At 67.4% G+C, this 16191-nt stretch carries 21 protein-coding genes; 18 read left to right on the top strand and 3 right to left on the bottom strand.

What is annotated here, in order from left to right; translation table 11 throughout:
- Positions 1 to 74: 74 nt before the first annotated feature.
- The 6 genes from BW981_RS05795 to BW981_RS05770 are packed head-to-tail and all read left to right on the top strand — an operon-like array spanning position 75 to position 2944.
- On the top strand, positions 75 to 785 hold the full coding sequence (locus BW981_RS05795; RefSeq protein ID WP_076437181.1) for an aspartate/glutamate racemase family protein: 711 nt from the start codon (positions 75 to 77) through the stop codon (positions 783 to 785).
- Positions 782 to 1465 (top strand): glutathione S-transferase family protein, encoded by a 684-nt coding sequence (locus BW981_RS05790; protein ID WP_076437179.1) that lies wholly within the window; start codon positions 782 to 784, stop codon positions 1463 to 1465. The genes BW981_RS05795 and BW981_RS05790 overlap by 4 nt, the downstream gene beginning before the upstream one ends.
- A 38-nt stretch (positions 1466 to 1503) precedes the next feature.
- Positions 1504 to 2046: an acetolactate synthase small subunit gene (ilvN, locus tag BW981_RS05785; RefSeq protein WP_076437177.1), complete on the top strand. Its 543-nt coding sequence runs from the start codon at positions 1504 to 1506 to the stop codon at positions 2044 to 2046.
- 52 nt (positions 2047 to 2098) lie between these two features.
- Positions 2099 to 2389, top strand: coding sequence for an AbrB/MazE/SpoVT family DNA-binding domain-containing protein (locus tag BW981_RS05780; protein ID WP_139333647.1), 291 nt, complete (start codon positions 2099 to 2101; stop codon positions 2387 to 2389).
- A complete protein-coding gene (locus BW981_RS05775; RefSeq protein WP_076437174.1) occupies positions 2370 to 2741 on the top strand; it encodes a type II toxin-antitoxin system PemK/MazF family toxin in 372 nt (123 codons plus the stop codon). Before BW981_RS05780 ends, BW981_RS05775 begins: the two co-directional genes overlap by 20 nt.
- Positions 2738 to 2944 carry a hypothetical protein gene (locus BW981_RS05770; protein WP_076437172.1) on the top strand — a complete coding sequence of 69 codons (207 nt, stop codon included), beginning with the start codon at positions 2738 to 2740 and terminating at the stop codon, positions 2942 to 2944. The genes BW981_RS05775 and BW981_RS05770 overlap by 4 nt, the downstream gene beginning before the upstream one ends.
- A gap of 2 nt (positions 2945 to 2946) precedes the next feature.
- On the opposite strand, the gene BW981_RS05765 is transcribed toward BW981_RS05770, so the two are convergent.
- The gene (locus BW981_RS05765) at positions 2947 to 3492 is read right to left on the bottom strand and encodes a DUF924 family protein (protein WP_076437170.1); all 546 of its coding nucleotides are present in this window, start codon (positions 3490 to 3492) and stop codon (positions 2947 to 2949) included.
- A 139-nt stretch (positions 3493 to 3631) separates the two neighbouring features.
- Here BW981_RS05765 and BW981_RS05760 point away from each other — a divergent pair, with 139 nt between their 5' ends.
- The 4 genes from BW981_RS05760 (at position 3632) to BW981_RS05745 (ending at position 5976) form a co-directional block, all read left to right on the top strand.
- The gene (locus tag BW981_RS05760) at positions 3632 to 4297 is read left to right on the top strand and encodes a TetR/AcrR family transcriptional regulator C-terminal domain-containing protein (protein ID WP_083712196.1); all 666 of its coding nucleotides are present in this window, start codon (positions 3632 to 3634) and stop codon (positions 4295 to 4297) included.
- Between the two features lie 14 nt (positions 4298 to 4311).
- Complete coding sequence (ilvC, locus tag BW981_RS05755) at positions 4312 to 5331, top strand: ketol-acid reductoisomerase (RefSeq protein WP_076437166.1); 1020 nt, start codon at positions 4312 to 4314, stop codon at positions 5329 to 5331.
- A gap of 163 nt (positions 5332 to 5494) precedes the next feature.
- Positions 5495 to 5719, top strand: a complete 225-nt coding sequence (locus tag BW981_RS05750; RefSeq protein ID WP_076437164.1) for a hypothetical protein — start codon at positions 5495 to 5497, stop codon at positions 5717 to 5719.
- A 35-nt stretch (positions 5720 to 5754) separates the two neighbouring features.
- Positions 5755 to 5976 carry a hypothetical protein gene (locus BW981_RS05745; RefSeq protein ID WP_076437162.1) on the top strand — a complete coding sequence of 74 codons (222 nt, stop codon included), beginning with the start codon at positions 5755 to 5757 and terminating at the stop codon, positions 5974 to 5976.
- 194 nt (positions 5977 to 6170) lie between these two features.
- On the opposite strand, the gene BW981_RS22275 is transcribed toward BW981_RS05745, so the two are convergent.
- Positions 6171 to 6698, bottom strand: a complete 528-nt coding sequence (locus BW981_RS22275; protein WP_175624060.1) for a DedA family protein — start codon at positions 6696 to 6698, stop codon at positions 6171 to 6173.
- Between the two features lie 198 nt (positions 6699 to 6896).
- Between BW981_RS22275 and BW981_RS05735 the strand changes: the two genes are divergently transcribed.
- The 8 genes from BW981_RS05735 to BW981_RS05700 all read left to right on the top strand — a co-directional run bounded on the left by BW981_RS05735 (position 6897) and on the right by BW981_RS05700 (position 15695).
- A complete protein-coding gene (locus BW981_RS05735; RefSeq protein ID WP_076437161.1) occupies positions 6897 to 7778 on the top strand; it encodes an ABC transporter ATP-binding protein in 882 nt (293 codons plus the stop codon).
- Positions 7775 to 8566 (top strand): ABC transporter permease, encoded by a 792-nt coding sequence (locus BW981_RS05730; protein WP_076437159.1) that lies wholly within the window; start codon positions 7775 to 7777, stop codon positions 8564 to 8566. The genes BW981_RS05735 and BW981_RS05730 overlap by 4 nt, the downstream gene beginning before the upstream one ends.
- Positions 8567 to 8705: 139 nt before the next feature.
- On the top strand, positions 8706 to 9689 hold the full coding sequence (locus BW981_RS05725) for an ABC transporter substrate-binding protein (RefSeq protein ID WP_076437742.1): 984 nt from the start codon (positions 8706 to 8708) through the stop codon (positions 9687 to 9689).
- A 193-nt stretch (positions 9690 to 9882) separates the two neighbouring features.
- On the top strand, positions 9883 to 10731 hold the full coding sequence (gene pdxY, locus BW981_RS05720) for a pyridoxal kinase PdxY (RefSeq protein WP_076437157.1): 849 nt from the start codon (positions 9883 to 9885) through the stop codon (positions 10729 to 10731).
- Between the two features lie 116 nt (positions 10732 to 10847).
- Complete coding sequence (locus BW981_RS05715; RefSeq protein WP_076437156.1) at positions 10848 to 11957, top strand: endonuclease/exonuclease/phosphatase family protein; 1110 nt, start codon at positions 10848 to 10850, stop codon at positions 11955 to 11957.
- Positions 11958 to 11966: 9 nt separating this feature from the next.
- The gene (locus BW981_RS05710) at positions 11967 to 12860 is read left to right on the top strand and encodes a PhzF family phenazine biosynthesis protein (RefSeq protein ID WP_076437154.1); all 894 of its coding nucleotides are present in this window, start codon (positions 11967 to 11969) and stop codon (positions 12858 to 12860) included.
- Complete coding sequence (locus tag BW981_RS05705) at positions 12857 to 13579, top strand: NUDIX hydrolase (protein ID WP_139333646.1); 723 nt, start codon at positions 12857 to 12859, stop codon at positions 13577 to 13579. The genes BW981_RS05710 and BW981_RS05705 overlap by 4 nt, the downstream gene beginning before the upstream one ends.
- 28 nt (positions 13580 to 13607) lie before the next feature.
- Complete coding sequence (locus BW981_RS05700; RefSeq protein WP_083712193.1) at positions 13608 to 15695, top strand: M3 family metallopeptidase; 2088 nt, start codon at positions 13608 to 13610, stop codon at positions 15693 to 15695.
- A 118-nt stretch (positions 15696 to 15813) separates the two neighbouring features.
- Here BW981_RS05700 and BW981_RS22985 read toward each other — a convergent pair whose 3' ends face one another.
- A complete protein-coding gene (locus BW981_RS22985) occupies positions 15814 to 16155 on the bottom strand; it encodes a hypothetical protein (protein WP_076437737.1) in 342 nt (113 codons plus the stop codon).
- Positions 16156 to 16191: the final 36 nt, after the last annotated feature.

The following is a 16191-nucleotide window of genomic DNA, read 5'->3' as shown; positions in this document are numbered from 1 at the left end:
AGCAGGCCGCAGGCAATCGGGTTGGTCCGACTGCCTGTTGCCGATGGCCGACTGCGCAAGGGAGCGAAGCGACAATGGCCACCATCGGCCTCATCGGCGGCATGAGCTGGGAATCGACGGCGGTCTATTACCGGCTGCTGAACGAGGGCGTGCGCGCCCGTTCCGGCGGGCTGCATTCGGCGGACGTCCTGCTGCATTCGGTCGATTTCGCGCCGATCGCCGAGATGCAGGCCGGGGGCGACTGGGCGGCCGCCGGGGCGGCGCTGGCGGCGAGTGCCCGGCGTTTGCAAGCGGGCGGCGCCTCCTGCCTCGTGCTCTGCACAAACACCATGCACAAGGTCGCCGACCGCATCACCGAGGCGACGAACCTGCCCTTCCTGCATCTGGCGGATGTGACCGCCCGCGCGGTCAAGGCCGCCGGCTCGAAGCGGCCGCTGTTGCTGGCGACGCGGTTCACCATGGAACAGGGCTTCTATCGCGACAGGCTGAAGGCGTTCGGCGTCGAGGCGCTGGTGCCGCAGGCTCCCGAGCGCGACGAGGTTCATCGCATCATCTACGAGGAGCTCTGCCGCGGTCGGATCGAGCCGGCCTCGAAGGCGCGCTACCTCGCCATCGTCGAGCGGGCGGTGCGCGAGGAGGCCGCTGACGGTGTCATTCTCGGCTGCACCGAGATCGGCCTCCTGATCGGGCAGGGGGTTTGTGCCGTGCCCGTCTTCGACACGACGGCGCTGCATGTCGCCGCTGCGCTGGACTTCACCGCCGAACTGGAACGGGCCGCCGCATGAAGCTGCTGATCGGCAACAAATGCTACTCGTCCTGGTCGCTCAGAGCGTGGCTGTTGCTGCGCGCCAGGGGCATCGCCTTCGAGGAGCAACTGGTGCTGCTGGACGCGCCCGGTTTCAAGGATGCGGTGTTCGCGGCCGCGCCCGGCAGCGGTGGCACGGTTCCGACCCTCGTGGATGGCGAGATCGCCGCCTGGGAGACGCTGGCCATTGCGGAGTATCTGCATGACCGGTTTCCGGACGCCGGCATCTGGCCATCGGACATGGCGGCGCGGGCCCATGCCCGTGCCATCTCCAGCGAGATGCACGCCGGCTTCTCCTCCCTGCGCAATGCCTGCCCGATGAATCTCGGCAAGCGCTATGCGGCGCGCGATCGCGGGCCGGGCGTCGCTCGCGACGTCGAGCGCATCACATCCCTGTGGCGGCAGGCGCGCGAGCGCTTCGGCGGGGCAGGGCCGTTTCTCTATGGCGCGTTCAGCGCGGCCGACGCGATGTTCGCGCCGGTGGTCACGCGGCTCGATACCTATGCGATCGCGGTCGATGCCACCTCGCAGGCCTATATCGACGCGGTTCTCGCGCTGCCGGCCTATCGCGACTGGCTGGACGGCGCGCTGGCCGAGCCCTGGATCGTCGCCCATGACGAGGTGGACGAACCGGCCATTGCCGATCTTCGCAAGCTCTAGACTTTCAAGCCCTTCAACCCGCCGCCACAGGTCTTCCGATGTCGAGCACCGCCACGCACTACCCCAACGCCCCGAAGTCGCAGCCCAGCGCGCGCCACACCCTGGCGGTGATCGTGGACAACGAGCCCGGCGTTCTTGCCCGCATCGCCGGGCTGTTCTCCGGCCGCGGCTACAACATCGAGAGCCTGACCGTTTCCGAGACCGAGCATGACAAGCACATCTCTCGAATCACGGTGGTCACTTCCGGCACGGCCAATGTCATCGACCAGATCAAGGCGCATCTCGACCGGCTGGTGCCGGTGCACCGCGTCGTCGACCTGACGGAGCAGGGCGAGGCGCTGGAGCGCGAGCTGGCGCTGGTCAAGGTCGTCGGCAAGGGCGACCACCGCGTCGAGGCGATGCGGCTGGCCTCCGCCTTCGGCGCGCGCACGCTCGACGCCTCGCTGACCTCCTTCGTCTTCGAGCTGACCGGCTCGACCGAGGAAATCGAACGCTTCATCAAGCTGATGACGGTGGTCGGCCTCACGGAAGTCTCCCGCACCGGCATCGCCGCCATGAGCCGCGGGCCGGACGCGATGTAATTGCCGGATATCCAGGTATCCCCTATACGGATATCCGGATGTGGAGGCGGGCATGAAGGTCCAGGTCGCGAAATGGGGCAACAGCACCGCTGTGCGGTTGCCGAAGGCGGTGGTGAAGCAGCTCGGGCTGCGCCCCGGCATGGCGCTCGACCTCACCGTGGACGCTGGAGCATTGACACTCTCGGCAGGGGACGAGGCAGGGGGCATGCGGCGGCCTCAGCCGCTGACGCTCGACTGGATCGTATCCGAGATGCGGCGTCTCGGGCGTGAGCAGGAGCCTGAAACGCTGGATTGGGGAGGCGATGTGGGTGCGGAGGCCGTCGATGACGACGCCACGCACTGAGCGCGAAGCGCTGCGCCCCGGCGAATTGATCCTCGTCGATTTCGAGCCGATCCGAGGCTCCGAGCAGTCCGGGACGCGGCCAGCTCTCGTCGTATCGGCGCAGGCGATGCAGGCCGCGGGGCGGCGGGCGATCGTCTGCCCGATCTCGCGAAACCCATCGCCCTGGCCGACCAAGATCCCGCTGCCGGACGGCCTTCCCGTGACAGGAGCCGTGCTGGCCGACCAGATCCGGACCATCGATCACGAACAACGTGTGCTCCGGCGCCTGGGGGAGGCCCCGCGTCACGTCCTGGACGATGTCCGCGAGGTGCTGGCGCTCCTGCTCGAAATCTCGCCTGCGAAATCGGAATGATGCTCTCGCTTGAACACATCGCCCTCGGCCTCGGCGTCATCGGCTTCGCCTGCCTCGCCTGGCCGGTGGTGATGCGGCTGACCGGGCGCGCGACGGCCCCGCAACCGGCGCCGGGAAGCAGCCTGCGCTCGCCGTTGTGGTGGGCCGGCTTCGTCCTGACCGTGGCTGCGATCGGCCTGCTGAGGGTGGCCCAGCAGGGCTGAGTTCAGCCCGCGAAGCCGCCTTCCGCCAGGAACTCGCGTTCCTGGGCCGTCGTCCGGCGGCCGAGCACCGCGTTGCGGTGCGGGAAACGACCGAAATCGCGGATGATGTCGCGGTGGATCACGGCGAACTTCACGCCCTCCGCGTCCTCGGCTGCGGCGCAAAGATCGACGCAGCGCTGCTGGTCGGCCAGCTCCTCGGAATGCATGTGCGGCATGTAGAAGAAGCGCTGCTCGGGCGGCTGATAGTGCTGGTCGAAGCCTTTCGCGATGGCTTCCTCCGCGATCGCCAGCGCCTTGGCATCCGTGGCGAAGGCGCGCGGGCTGCCGCGGAACATGTTGCGCGGAAACTGGTCGAGCAGGATCAGGAGCGCAAAGGCGCCCTCCGGCGTGTCCTGCCAGCCGTCGAGCTTCCCTGCGGCGGCGGCCTCGTGAACCGGGAGGAAACGCCGCGTGATCTCCGCGTCGAAGGCCTCGTTCTTCTCGAACCAGCGCTCGGGCCCTGCTTCGCGCCAGAAGGCGACGATGTCGGCAGCGGTCGGCAAGGTCATGGTCTCTCCACTCTTGTGTTCGCGTGCCAGACATAATCGTTCCGGCTCAGGCGACCAGTGGTGAAATCGCGCTTGCCCGGCTCGCCTGGCTCCGTTAAAGGCAGAACCGTAACGTACGGTACTGGAGCTTTTGCCGACGATGACCGAGGCCGCCGCAGAGACGCAGGGCGAGGCGCTGACCGCGCGCCAGCAAGCCGTGCTCGATGCTGTGCTGGGCCTGATGGTGGAAAAAGGCGACCAGCTCACCATGACCGCCGTGGCGCGGCGGGCGAGCTGCTCCAAGGAGACTCTTTACAAGTGGTTCGGCGACCGCGACGGGCTGCTCTCGGCGACGGTGCGCTGGCAGGCCTCGCAGGTGAGGGCGGGCAATTTCGACCGCCAGCGGCTCGATGCCGGCGCCTTGCGCGAGAGTCTGATGCGCTTCGCCGCCAATTGGCTCGAGGTGATCTCCAGCCCGACCTCGATCGCGCTCAACCGCGTCGCCGTCAGCGAGGCAGCCTCGCGCGACGGCACGCTCGGCCGCATCGTGCTGGCCAATGGCCGCTTCGCCATCGGCGAGCGGCTGAAGCCGGTACTCGAAGCCGGACGCGAGGCTGGTCTGCTCGCCTTCGACGATACGGAAACGGCGTTCCGCACCTTTTTCGGCCTGGTCGGTCGCGATGTGCAGATCCGGCTGCTGCTCGGCGATGCGCTCAAGCTGGACAAAGCCGGGATCGCGCGCGATGTCGAGCGCGCCATCGACCAGTTCTTCACCCTCTACGGCACGGCACAGAACGATCCGCGCCGGACCACCCATAACGCGTGACAAAGGAGACACCCATGCGCGTCTATTACGATCGTGATGCCGACATCAACCTGATCAAGGGCAAGAAGGTCTGCATCGTCGGCTACGGCTCCCAGGGCCATGCCCATGCGCTCAACCTGCGCGATTCCGGCGTCAAGGACGTCGTCATCGCGCTCAAGGCCGGTTCGGCCACGCGCAAGAAGGCCGAAGAGGCCGGCTTCGCGGTGATGACCCCGTCCGAGGCCGCCAAGGTCTCCGACGTCATGATGATGCTGACCCCCGACGAGCTGCAGGGCGACATCTACCGCGACGAGCTGCACGGCAACATGAAGGAGGGTGCCGCCCTTCTGTTCGCGCACGGCCTCAACGTGCATTTCAACCTGATCGAGCCGCGCAAGGACCTCGACGTGCTGATGGTCGCGCCGAAGGGCCCCGGCCACACCGTGCGCTCCGAGTATCAGCGCGGCGGCGGCGTGCCGACCCTGATCGCGATCCACCAGGACGCCACCGGCAACGCCCATGACCTCGGTCTCTCCTACGCCTCGGCCAATGGCGGCGGCCGCGCCGGCATCATCGAGACGACCTTCAAGGAGGAGTGCGAGACGGACCTGTTCGGCGAGCAGGTCGTGCTCTGCGGCGGCCTGGTCGAGCTGATCAAGGCCGGCTACGAGACGCTGACGGAGGCCGGCTACGCCCCCGAGATGGCCTATTTCGAGTGCCTGCACGAGGTGAAGCTGATCGTCGACCTGATCTATGAGGGCGGCATCGCGAACATGAACTACTCGATCTCGAACACCGCTGAGTATGGCGAGTACGTCACCGGCCCGCGGATCATCACGGCCGAGACCAAGGCGGAGATGAAGCGCGTGCTGACCGACATCCAGTCGGGCAAGTTCACCCGCGACTGGATGCTGGAGAACAAGGTCAACCAGACCTCGTTCAAGGCGACCCGCGCCCGCTACGCCGCTCATCCGATCGAGGAAGTCGGCACCAAGCTGCGCGACATGATGCCGTGGATCAAGGCGAAGGCCCTGGTCGACAAGACCAAGAACTGACCCGTCCTCTCATCCGGATTCAACCGCCTCGCGGTTTGCATCCGGATTCCATCGCAAGAAATTGGCAAGGTTGACGAAACCTTGCCGGAGACCGGAGCGGGCGCCCTGTGCGTCCGCTCTTTTGTTTAACGGGACCGGCTGCGGCGTTAACCCCTCGGAACCCATGCTCGCCTCCCGGCGTTTGCTCCTCATGAGAACCCATCCGCAGGACGAGGCCATGAGGACGTATCGGGAGGCGATCGACGGCGAAATGAGGCGGCGGAATGCTGCTCGTGCAAGGGCGGAGCATGCGCCGCGATGGGATGATCGGCCCATGCGGCTGGCCTTCTTCGGCGCGCTCGCCCTGATGCTCGCCGTCAACGCCCTGCTGAACGTCTTCCCGGGCTGAGCCGGCGCTTCACATCCGCAGAGGAGGCGGTCGTCATGCCAATCGAGACAGAAGAACGCGCGAAAGAGCAGGCCTCCATGCGCGAGGGAGAGAGCTTTCAGCCGCTGCGTGCGGAGGCTCACACGACGCTGGATCCGGCGCGCGAGACGCCGGTCGAGGCCCGCCAGGGGTTCCTGGGGCGTCCGGTCCTGATGGTGCTGGTGGCGGGACTGGTCCTGGCGATGATCGCCTGGTTCGTCGTCGACATCTCGGTCTGATATCCGGTGGCCGAGGCTCGATGATCAGTGAGGACGTGACGTATCCGAGTTTGCCGAACCCAAGGGAGGCGACGATGGAACTGATGCGTATTCTCGAGACGCCGGGGGTCGTCAGGGTTGTCCTGGCCCTGTCGCTGGCCATGATGATGGCGATCGTCATCGGGCTGATCTAGCGTGGCCGCGGCCTGCCACGATCAGCGGGTCATGAACTCGGCGAGACGACCGGCCCCATAGAGCAGGCCAAAGCCCCAGGCGAAAGACGCCAGCCAGTTGGCCATGTGGAACTGAAGCGCCGGCATCCGCACGATGCCGGCCACCACCGCGATGACGGCGCGCAGCGGCCCGAAGAAGTGGCCGATGAGGATGCTCGCCACCCCCCATCTTTCGAAGAAATCGTGCCCCTTTCTCAGCATCTGCGGGTTGTTTCGGAACGGCCAGTAGTCGTGCACGCGGGGGCCGAGAAACAGCCCGGCCCAGTACGAGACCAGGAAACCTGTACCCGCTCCTAGTGAGGCCGAAATGGCGAGCGGCACCAGATCGAGGCCTGAAGCGCCGGCCGCCGCGCCGAAGGCGGTGAAGAACATCGTGGCGGGCACGAGCCAGGACAGGATTGCCACGCACTCGCAGAAGGCCACCAGGAAAACGATCGGGATCGCCCATTCCTGATGGACGCGCATGAACTCGACGAGGTCGCGCGTCAGCTGTTCCAGGCCGGAGATCACGAAGCGTTTCCTTTGCCGTGGCGAACGGGCGGAGGGGAAGGGCGGAGCGAGGCTTATGGCCGTGCCAAGACGGGCTTGGCAACCGGCATCCTCCCGCGATGCCGGCTGGCTTGCGGCGCAAGCCGGGCATCGCCTATGACTCGGCACAACGAGCAAGCAGGCGGCCGCCTCCGACACGGCCGGCGGGGAAACGAATTCATGACGTTGCAGGATCGCCCGCGGCAGGGCGCGGGAGCGGACGGCCCGGCGGTCGCGCTGGGCGGTGTCGACATCACGTTTCATCTCGCCGATGGCGGGCGCTACCAGGCCGTGCGGGACATCGACCTTGCCGTGAAGCCGGGCGAGTTCGTCTCGATCGTCGGGCCGACCGGTTGCGGCAAGTCCACGCTGCTCAACGCTGCGGCCGGGCTGCTGTCGCCCTCGCAGGGCACCGTCTCGATCTTCGGCAAGCCGCTTGTGGGCCTCAACCGCCGCGCGGGCTATCTCTTCCAGCAGGATGCGCTGATGCCGTGGAAGACGGCGCTGGACAACGTCAAGGTCGCGCTGGAGCCGATGGGCGTGCCCGAGCGGGAGGCTGATGCCCAGGCGCGCGAGTGGCTGGCGCGTGTCGGCCTGCGCAGCTTCGTCGACCGCTATCCGCACATGCTCTCGGGCGGGCAGCGCAAGCGTGTCAGCCTGGCGCAGATGCTGATCCGGAACCCGGAGATCATCCTGATGGACGAGCCCTTCGGGCCGCTCGACGCACAGACGCGGCAGATCATGGGCAATCTCCTGCTCGATCTCTGGTCGCGCGACCGCAAGGCGCTGATGTTCGTCACCCACGATCTCGAGGAGGCGATCGCGCTGTCCGACCGCGTCGTCGTGATGTCGGCGGGCCCCGCCGCCGGCATCGTCGCCGATTACGCGGTGAGCCTGCCGCGTCCGCGCGACATCGCCGACATCCGCCTGGAAAAGGCCTTCCACGAGATCCATCGCGACATCTGGTCTTCCCTGCGCGTCGAGGTCCAGAAGGCCTATGCCATGGGCGAGGGGAAGGAACTCGTCGAAGGCCAGCAGTCGGTCGGGGGAGAGGCGCGATGAAGCGGATCAAGCTCCTTTCCCTCCAAGTCCTCGTGATGCTGGTCTTCCTGGCGACCTGGCATGTCGTCACGGCGACGAGCCTGTTCGGCGACGTCAAGACGATGCAGTTCTTCTTCTCGACGCCGGCGGCGGTGCTGGGCCGCACCTTCAACCAGCTCACCGGCAGCGAGATCTACTACCATCTCGGCATCACCCTGACGGAGACGGTGCTGGCCTTCGGCATCGGCTCGGCGGCCGGCATCCTGTTCGGCTTCGCCTTCGCGCGGCGCGAGCTGCTGTCGGCGGTGTTCGACCCCTATATCAAGGCCGCCAATGCCCTGCCGCGCGTGGTGCTGGCGCCGATCTTCGCGCTCTGGTTCGGGCTCGGCATCTGGTCGAAGGTCGCGCTGGGCTTCACGCTCGTCTTCTTCATCGTGTTCTTCAACGTCTATCAGGGCGTGCGCGAGGTCTCCCCGACCATTCTCGCCAATGCCCGCATGCTCGGCATGAACGAGCGCCAGCTCTTCAAGCATGTCTACTGGCCCTCGGCGCTGACCTGGATGTTCTCCTCGCTGCACACCTCGGTCGGATTCGCGCTGGTCGGTGCGGTGGTGGGCGAATACCTCGGCTCCTCGGCCGGTCTCGGCTACAAGATCCACGAGGCCGAAAGCGTCTTCGACGTCACCGGCGTCTTCTCGGGCATGCTGATCCTGACGATCTTCGTCATCCTGATCGACGCGCTGGTGACGCTGGTGGAGCGGCGGCTGCTGGTCTGGCGCCCGGTCCAGAGTTCGACGACGACGGCATAGCGCTCGTCTTGCCGATCCTGGCGGATCGCGCCTATCCTCGCAGCCAAGCGCCCCCAGAGGCGCAATCCAGACATCCCTTGGAGGAACACCCATGAAGCTCACCCGCCGCGACGCGCTGACCGCGCTCGCCATTTCCGGCATGGCCGGCCCCGTTTCGCTTCCCGCTCTGGCTCAGACGGCCGAGAAGCCCGACGTCACCCTCGGCGTCGGCGGCAAGGCGCTGCTCTATTATCTGCCGCTCACCGTCGCGGAGAAGAAGGGCTACTTCAAGGAACAGGGGCTCAACGTCACGATCAATGATTTCGGCGGCGGCGCGAAGTCGCTGCAGGCGCTGGTCGGCGGCTCGGTCGATGTCGTCACGGGCGCCTATGAGCACACCATCCGGATGCAGGCGAAGGGGCAGGACATCCGGGCCGCGATCGAGCTCGGCCGCTTCCCCGCCATCACCATCGCGGTGCGCAAGGACCTCGCCGACAAGGTGAAGACCGCCGCCGACTTCAAGGGCCTCAAGATCGGCGTGACCGCGCCGGGCTCGTCCACCGCGCTGACGGCGCAATACGCCATGGTCAAGGCCGGGCTGAAGGCGACGGACGCCGCGATCATCGGCATCGGCGCGGGCGCCAGCGCCGTCGCCGCGATCAAGCAGAAGCAGGTCGACGTCATCTCGCATCTCGACCCCGTCACCTCGAAGCTGGAGGCCGATGGCGACATCGTCGTGCTGATCGATACCCGCACCGAGGCGGGGACGAAGGCGCTGTTCGGCGGCTCGAACCCGGCGGCGGTGCTCTATCTCAAGAACGACTTCGCCGAGAAGAACCCGGTCACCACGCAGAAGCTGGTCAACGCCTTCATGAAGGCGCTGAAATGGCTGGAGACGGCCAAGCCGGAGGAGGTCGCGGACCTCGTGCCCCAGGAATATCTGCTGGGCGACCGGCCGCTTTACCTGCGCGCGGTCAAGAGCTCGCAGGAGGCCTATTCGCGCACCGGCATCGCCAGCGCGGACGGCATGAAGAGCATGTACGATTCGCTGAAGCTGCTCGATCCGGAGCTGACGAGCTCGAATGTCGACCTGAGCAAGACCTTCATCGAGACCTTCGCGAAGAAGGCGCAGAGCGGGTCGTAGGCCCGGCTCGGTTCGCGCTGAACCACGCCGTCATCCCGGATCGACGCCGCTGAAGCGGCTTGTCCGGGATGACTGGGGAGCGGTGGGTAGCCAGGCCGCATCCCCGTGATGCCGCCCATCACCGCTTTCGATTGGCGCCCGGCGCGGGAGCGGCTAGGTTCGGGCTCCCGCCGACGATCCCCCGGTCTGCCTGATGAACATCCTGTCGATCCAGTCGCATGTCGCCTATGGGCATGTGGGCAATGCGTCCGCCGTGTTTCCGATGCAGAAGCTCGGCGTCGAGGTCTGGCCGATCCATACGGTGCAGTTCTCCAACCACACCGGCTACGGCGCCTGGAAGGGCCGGGTATTCGACGGCGGCATGATCGACGAGGTGATGGAGGGCATCGCCGAGCGCGGCGTGCTGCCGAACTGCGACGGCGTCATCTCCGGCTATATGGGCTCTGCCGATATCGGGCATGCGATCCTCTCGGCGGTTGCCGGCGTCCGGACCGCCAATGCCAAGGCGCTCTACTGCTGCGATCCGGTGATCGGCGATATCGGGCGCGGCGTCTTCGTGCGGCCGGGCATTCCGGAGTTCATGCGCGAGCAGGCGGTGCCGGCGGCCGACATCGTGACGCCGAACCAGTTCGAGCTCGAATTGCTGACCGATATCGGGGTGACAAGCCTGGCGGACGCGCATCGCGCGGTCGAGGCGCTGCGGGATGCCGGGCCGAAGGTCGTGATGGTGACCTCGCTCGTCACCGAGGAGACGCCGGACGACGCCATCGATCTGATGGCGGCGGACGGGGCCGGGAGCTGGCGGGTGCGCACGCCGAAGCTGGACGTCAGCGTCAACGGCGCGGGCGACGCGATCGCGGCGCTGTTCTTCACGCATTACCTGCGCGAGCGCTCGGCCGCGGCGGCGCTGAGCAAGGCGGCCTCGTCGGTGTATGGTTTGCTGAAGCGGACCAAGGAGGCGGGATCGCGCGAGATCCTGATGGTCGCGGCGCAGGACGAGTTCGTGATGCCATCGCGGGTGTTCGAGCCCGAGGCGATCTGAGGCGTGCCGCTTTTCCGAGGAGACGCAGCGTCATCCCGGGCCTGCCCCGGCGCTGCTTCGCAGCTTGTCCGGGATGACGGCGTGGATCGGTTGCCTCTCCGACGCGACGGAACGCCATGAAGCTGCGCGTCGGGACCTTCAATGTCGAGAACCTGCTGACGCGGCATCGCTTCGAGCAGGGCGGGCGGACCGAGACGGCCGCGGCAATGTCGCTGTTCCATTTTCCGCGTGCGGACGAGCGCGATGCGGTGGAGCGCTCGCTGGCGGTCGCGCTCGAGGACGACAAGCGGCAGATGACCGCGCTGGCCATGGCGGAGGCGCAGGCCGATCTGTGGATGCTGCAGGAGGTCGACTCGCTCGCCAGCCTGCAGGCGTTCTTCGCCAATTACGTCCACCGCATCGCCGATCACCGCTACGGCCATTTCACGCTGATCGACGGCAACGACAGACGCAATATCGATATCGCCTTCGCGGCGCGTCGCGACCTGCTTGGACCGGGGCAGGTGAGGGCGGTGTCCCACAAGGAACTCAGCTTCGCCGAGGCGGGCCTCTACGACGGGGATCTCGCTGCGCTTGGCATTCCCCGCCACGGCAAGGTGTTCGCGCGCGATTGCCTGGAGATCGAGCTCGAATTCGGCCGTCGCCGGCTCTCGCTCTTCGGCTGCCACTTCAAGTCGATGAACAATGGCCGCGAGGACGGGCGCCAGGTGACGCTGCCGGTGCGCCGGGCGGAGGCGCGGGCGGTGCGCTTCCTGATCGAGCAGCGCTTCGGCCACGACTGGCGCGAGGCGAACTGGATCGTGCTGGGCGATCTCAATGGCTACCGCCACGGGCTGGGGCCGCTGGCCGAGCCGGTCGACGAGGGTATCAGCGGGATCGAGCCGCTGCTCGACGGTTTCGCGGTCGATCCCACCCGGACCTTGCCGGCGCATGAGCGCTGGACGCATTTCCGGCGCTACTGGTCGGAGGCCCAGGAGCGGTTGATCGACAGCCATATGCCGCTCGATCACATCCTGCTTTCGCCTGCGCTGGCGGCCGCCAATCCCGCGCCGCCGATCCGCATGATCCGACGTGGGCTGCCCTACCGCGTGCCGCTCGACCCGCGGGACCCCGACCGCTCGATGGGCAAGCTCGCCACCGCCTGCGACCGCTATCCGCGCGTGGGCTGGGACAGGCCCAAGGCCTCCGACCACTGCCCGCTCACCGTCGACCTGACGATTCCCTGAGGTTTTGCGATGAAACGCCGCTTCGTCACGCTCGATGTCTTCACCACGCGCCGCCATGCCGGCAATCCGCTGGCGGTGGTGCTGGAGGCGGACGGGCTCGATACCGAGGCGATGCAGGCCATCGCCCGCGAGTTCAACCTGTCGGAGACCGTCTTCATCCTCCCGCCGGAAAAGCCGCAGCATCGTGCCGCGGTGCGCATCTTCACGCCGGGCGGAGAGCTTCCTTTCGCGGGCCATCCGACGGTGGGCACGGCGGTCTGGCTGGCGCTGCATGACGATGCGGCCGGGAACCTGCCGGAAATGCTGGTGCTGGAGGAAAAGGTCGGTCCCGTGTCCTGCGCCGTCGAGATCAAGGGCAGCCATGCCGGCCATGCCGTCTTCACGCTGCCGCGCCTGCCGGAGCATGTCGGCCAAGCGCCGGGGACGGACGCTGTGGCGGCGGCCATCGGCCTTGCTGCCGCCGATATCGGGTTCGATGGACATTCTCCGGCCAGCTATTCGGCCGGCGTGCCCTTCCTGTTCGTGCCCGTCGCGACCCGCGAGGCCGTCGGCCGGGCGAAGCCGCAGGCGGCGGAATGGCAGGCGGCGATCGGGCAGGGCGGGGCTTTTCTCTATACCCGGGAAACTGCCGAGACCGGCCATGCCTTCCATGCCCGGATGTTCTGGCCGGGCGCGGGCATCGGCGAGGACCCGGCCACCGGCGGCGCGGCGGCGGCTTTCGCCGGGGCGATCATGGCTTATGACCGGCCGGAGGATGGCGACCACCGCCTCGTCATCGAGCAGGGCTACGAGATGGGCCGGCCCTCGCAGATCGCGCTGGAGATGAGCGTGCGCGGCGGGGTGCTCGCTTCGGCAAGGATCGGGGGCTCGGCCGTTCTGGTCAGCGAGGGCGTGCTTCTGTGAGCGAAGGTATCGTCGAGGGTCGCATCGTCGCGCTCGACAGGGTCGAGGCCCGGCTGGTGCCCTGCGACTGGGTCTATGCGCGGGAGAACGAGGCCGCGATCGCTGCGCATTGGGCCGACATCAGTGCCGGAAAACCGGCGATGTTCAATGGCCGCGTGCTGTTGCAGCATACGGCCTCGATCCGCGACGGGGTGTTCCAGGCCGGCTATTTCGAAACGGACTACGCCGCCTTCATGGCTTGGCGCGATGCCGGCTTTCCGGGCCCGACCGTCCGGAACGGCTTTGCCATGGCCGCGCTGAGGGCCAGCGACGGGGCCTTTCTCTGCGGAAAGATGGGGGGTCACACGGCCAATCCCGGCAAGGTCTATTTCGCTGCCGGGACGCCGGATCGCAGCGATGTCCGCGCCGACGGCTCCGTCGATCTCGGCGGCAGCGTGACCCGCGAGCTGGCGGAGGAGACCGGGCTGCGCGCCGAGGATGTGACGGTCGGCGAAGGCTGGACCGCGCTGATCGAGACGGGCCGCGTCGCCTTCATGCGCCCGGTCGGGATCGACCTGCCGGCGCAGGCGGCGCGCGAGCTGATGCTGGAGCGGATGATGTCTCTCGAGGACGAGGAGCTCTCCGACATCGTGATCGTGCGCGACATGGCGGACAGCGAAAAGCACGACATGCCGCCCTTCATGCGCCGCTATCTCGCGCATATCTTCGAAGGCAGTTGATCCTGCCTGCCCTCGTGAAAGCCATCCGATGACCGCCCCTGCAACAGCCCACCCCGAAGCGCTTCCGCTCCCGGCCGAGAATCCCTTCGCGGCGCGCTGGGAAACGCCGTTCCGGCTGCCGCCCTTCGACGCCATCAAGCCGGAGCATATCCGCGCGGCGTTCGAGGCGGCGCTTGCCAAGCACAAGCACGAGATCGCGGCGATCGTGGCGGAGAAGGCGGAGCCCGACTTCACCAACACCATCGAGGCGCTGGAGCGTGCGGGACGTGCCCTCAGCCGTGTCGGTGGCGTGTTCTACAACCTCGCCGGCGCCGATACCAACGAGGCGCTGCAGGCGATCGAGCGGGAGATGTCGCCGGTGACCTCTCGGCACTGGTCGGCGATCATGATGGACGAGGGATTGTTCGCGCGTGTCGATGCGGTGAACGCGAAGCGAGATTCGCTCGGCCTCGGTGCCGAGCAGGCGCGGCTGCTCGAACGCACCCATAAGGGCTTCGTTCGCTCCGGCGCCAGGCTCGGGGCCGAGGACAAGAAGCGGCTCGCCGCGATCAACGAGCGGCTGGCGGGCCTCGGCACGCAGTTCAGCCAGAACGTGCTCAAGGACGAGTCAGCCTATGCGCTCTTCATCGAGGACGAGGCGGGGCTCGCCGGCCTGCCGGACTTCGTGAAGGCGGCGATGGCGCGCGCCGCGGCCGATCGCGGCAAGCCCGGCCAGCATGCGGTGACGCTGTCGCGTTCGGTGATCGAGCCGTTCCTGACCTTCTCGAGGCGGCGGGATTTGCGGGAGCAGGCCTTCATCGCCTGGAGCAAGCGCGGCGAGAACGGCAATGAGAGCGACAACCGGGCCATCGTCGCCGAGATGGTGATGCTCCGGGCCGAAAAGGCCAAGCTGCTGGGCTATCCCACCTTCGCGCATTTCAAGCTCGACGATGCGATGGCGAAGACGCCGGAGCATGTGCGCGGCCTGCTGGAGCTGGTCTGGAAGCCGGCGAAGGCCCGCGCGGCGCGCGAGGCGGCCGATCTTGCGGCGCTGGCTCAGGCCGAGGGCGAGAACGAGCCGATCCGGCCCTGGGACTGGCGGCACTATGCCGAGAAGGTGCGCCAGAAGACCTACGCGCTCGATGAGGCCGTGCTGAAGCCCTATCTCCAGCTCGACCGCGTGCGGCAGGCGGCCTTCGACGTCGCCGGCAAACTCTTCGGGCTGTCCTTCGCGCAGCGGCCGGAGCTCAAGGGCTATCACCCGGATGTCCGCATCTTCGAAGTGACCGAGACCGCGAGCGGGCGCCATATCGGCCTGTTCGTCGGCGACTACTTCGCCCGCGCCTCGAAGCGCTCGGGCGCCTGGATGAGCGCCTTCCGCGGCCAGCGGAACCTCGATGGCGAAACCCGGCCGATCATCGTCAATGTCTGCAACTTCGCCAAGCCCGCGGAGGGGGAGCCGGCGCTGCTCTCGCTCGACGATGCCCGCACGCTGTTCCACGAATTCGGCCATGCGCTGCACGGGCTTCTCTCGGACGTGACCTATGGCTCGCTCGCCGGCACGGCGGTGTCGCGCGATTTCGTCGAGCTGCCCTCCCAGCTCTACGAGCACTGGTTCATGACCCCCGAGGTGATGCGCGCCTATTGCATCCATGCCGAAACCGGCGAGCCGATCCCGGAGGCGCTGATCGAGAAGATCGGGAAGGCCCAGACCTTCAACCAGGGGTTCTCCACCGTGGAGTACACCTCCTCGGCGCTGGTCGACCTCGCCTTCCATTCGCTGGAGGCGCCCGCCGAGGTCGATCCGCTCGCCTTCGAGGCGGCGGAGCTGAACCGGCTCGGCATGCCGGCCGAGATCACCATGCGCCACCGCACGCCGCACTTCACCCATGTCTTCTCGGGCGACGGCTATTCGGCGGGCTATTACAGCTATCTCTGGTCGGAGGTGATGGACGCCGACGCCTTCAACGCCTTCACCGAGACCGGCGACGTGTTCTCGCCCGCCGTCGCGGACAAGCTGAAGCGCTACATCTATTCGGCCGGCGACACCCGCGATGCGGCTGAGGCCTACACGCTCTTCCGCGGCCGCCTGCCGACACCGGACGCGTTGCTGGCGAAGCGGGGGCTGGCGGCGTAGCTACTCGCATCATTCTCGGGCGAAGCGAAGCTTCGACCCGAGAAGCTCAGTCCGAAAGGGCGCTGGTTTCCGAGATACTCGGGGATGCTCGGGTCAAGCCCGAGCATGACGGTGCCTCTCAGCCCGGATAACCGAACTTCGCCTTCGTCGACCGGATCTGCCCGGTCGCCGCCGCGTCGCTGCCGGCGGAGCAGGTGGTGCGGGCGCGGGCGATGTCGCCGCTCATCCGGTCATGCACGCCCTTGGTGGTGTGGCCGGTGGCGAGGTCGTTGTCGATCACCGCCTGGAAGCGCTCGATCTCGCCCGAGCAGCCCGTCCCGGCCGGCATGCGGAAGGTGTTGGGCGTGACGCCCGGCGCGGCCTGCTGCGGGGAGGGAGCCGGCGGAGCCGAGGCCGTCTGCGTCTGGCAGCCGGCGAGCGCGAGGCCGAGGCCGGCAACGGCGAGAAGGGTGGGGCGCATGGTCGTCTCCGGCAAAGCTGGCGCCGAGGATGCCCG

This window comes from Allobosea sp. TND4EK4 (genome assembly GCF_900156025.1).
Lineage (GTDB): Bacteria > Pseudomonadota > Alphaproteobacteria > Rhizobiales > Beijerinckiaceae > Allobosea.
The sequence above is the reverse complement of the archived record's forward strand: the minus strand, read 5'-3'. Positions and strand labels throughout refer to the sequence as shown.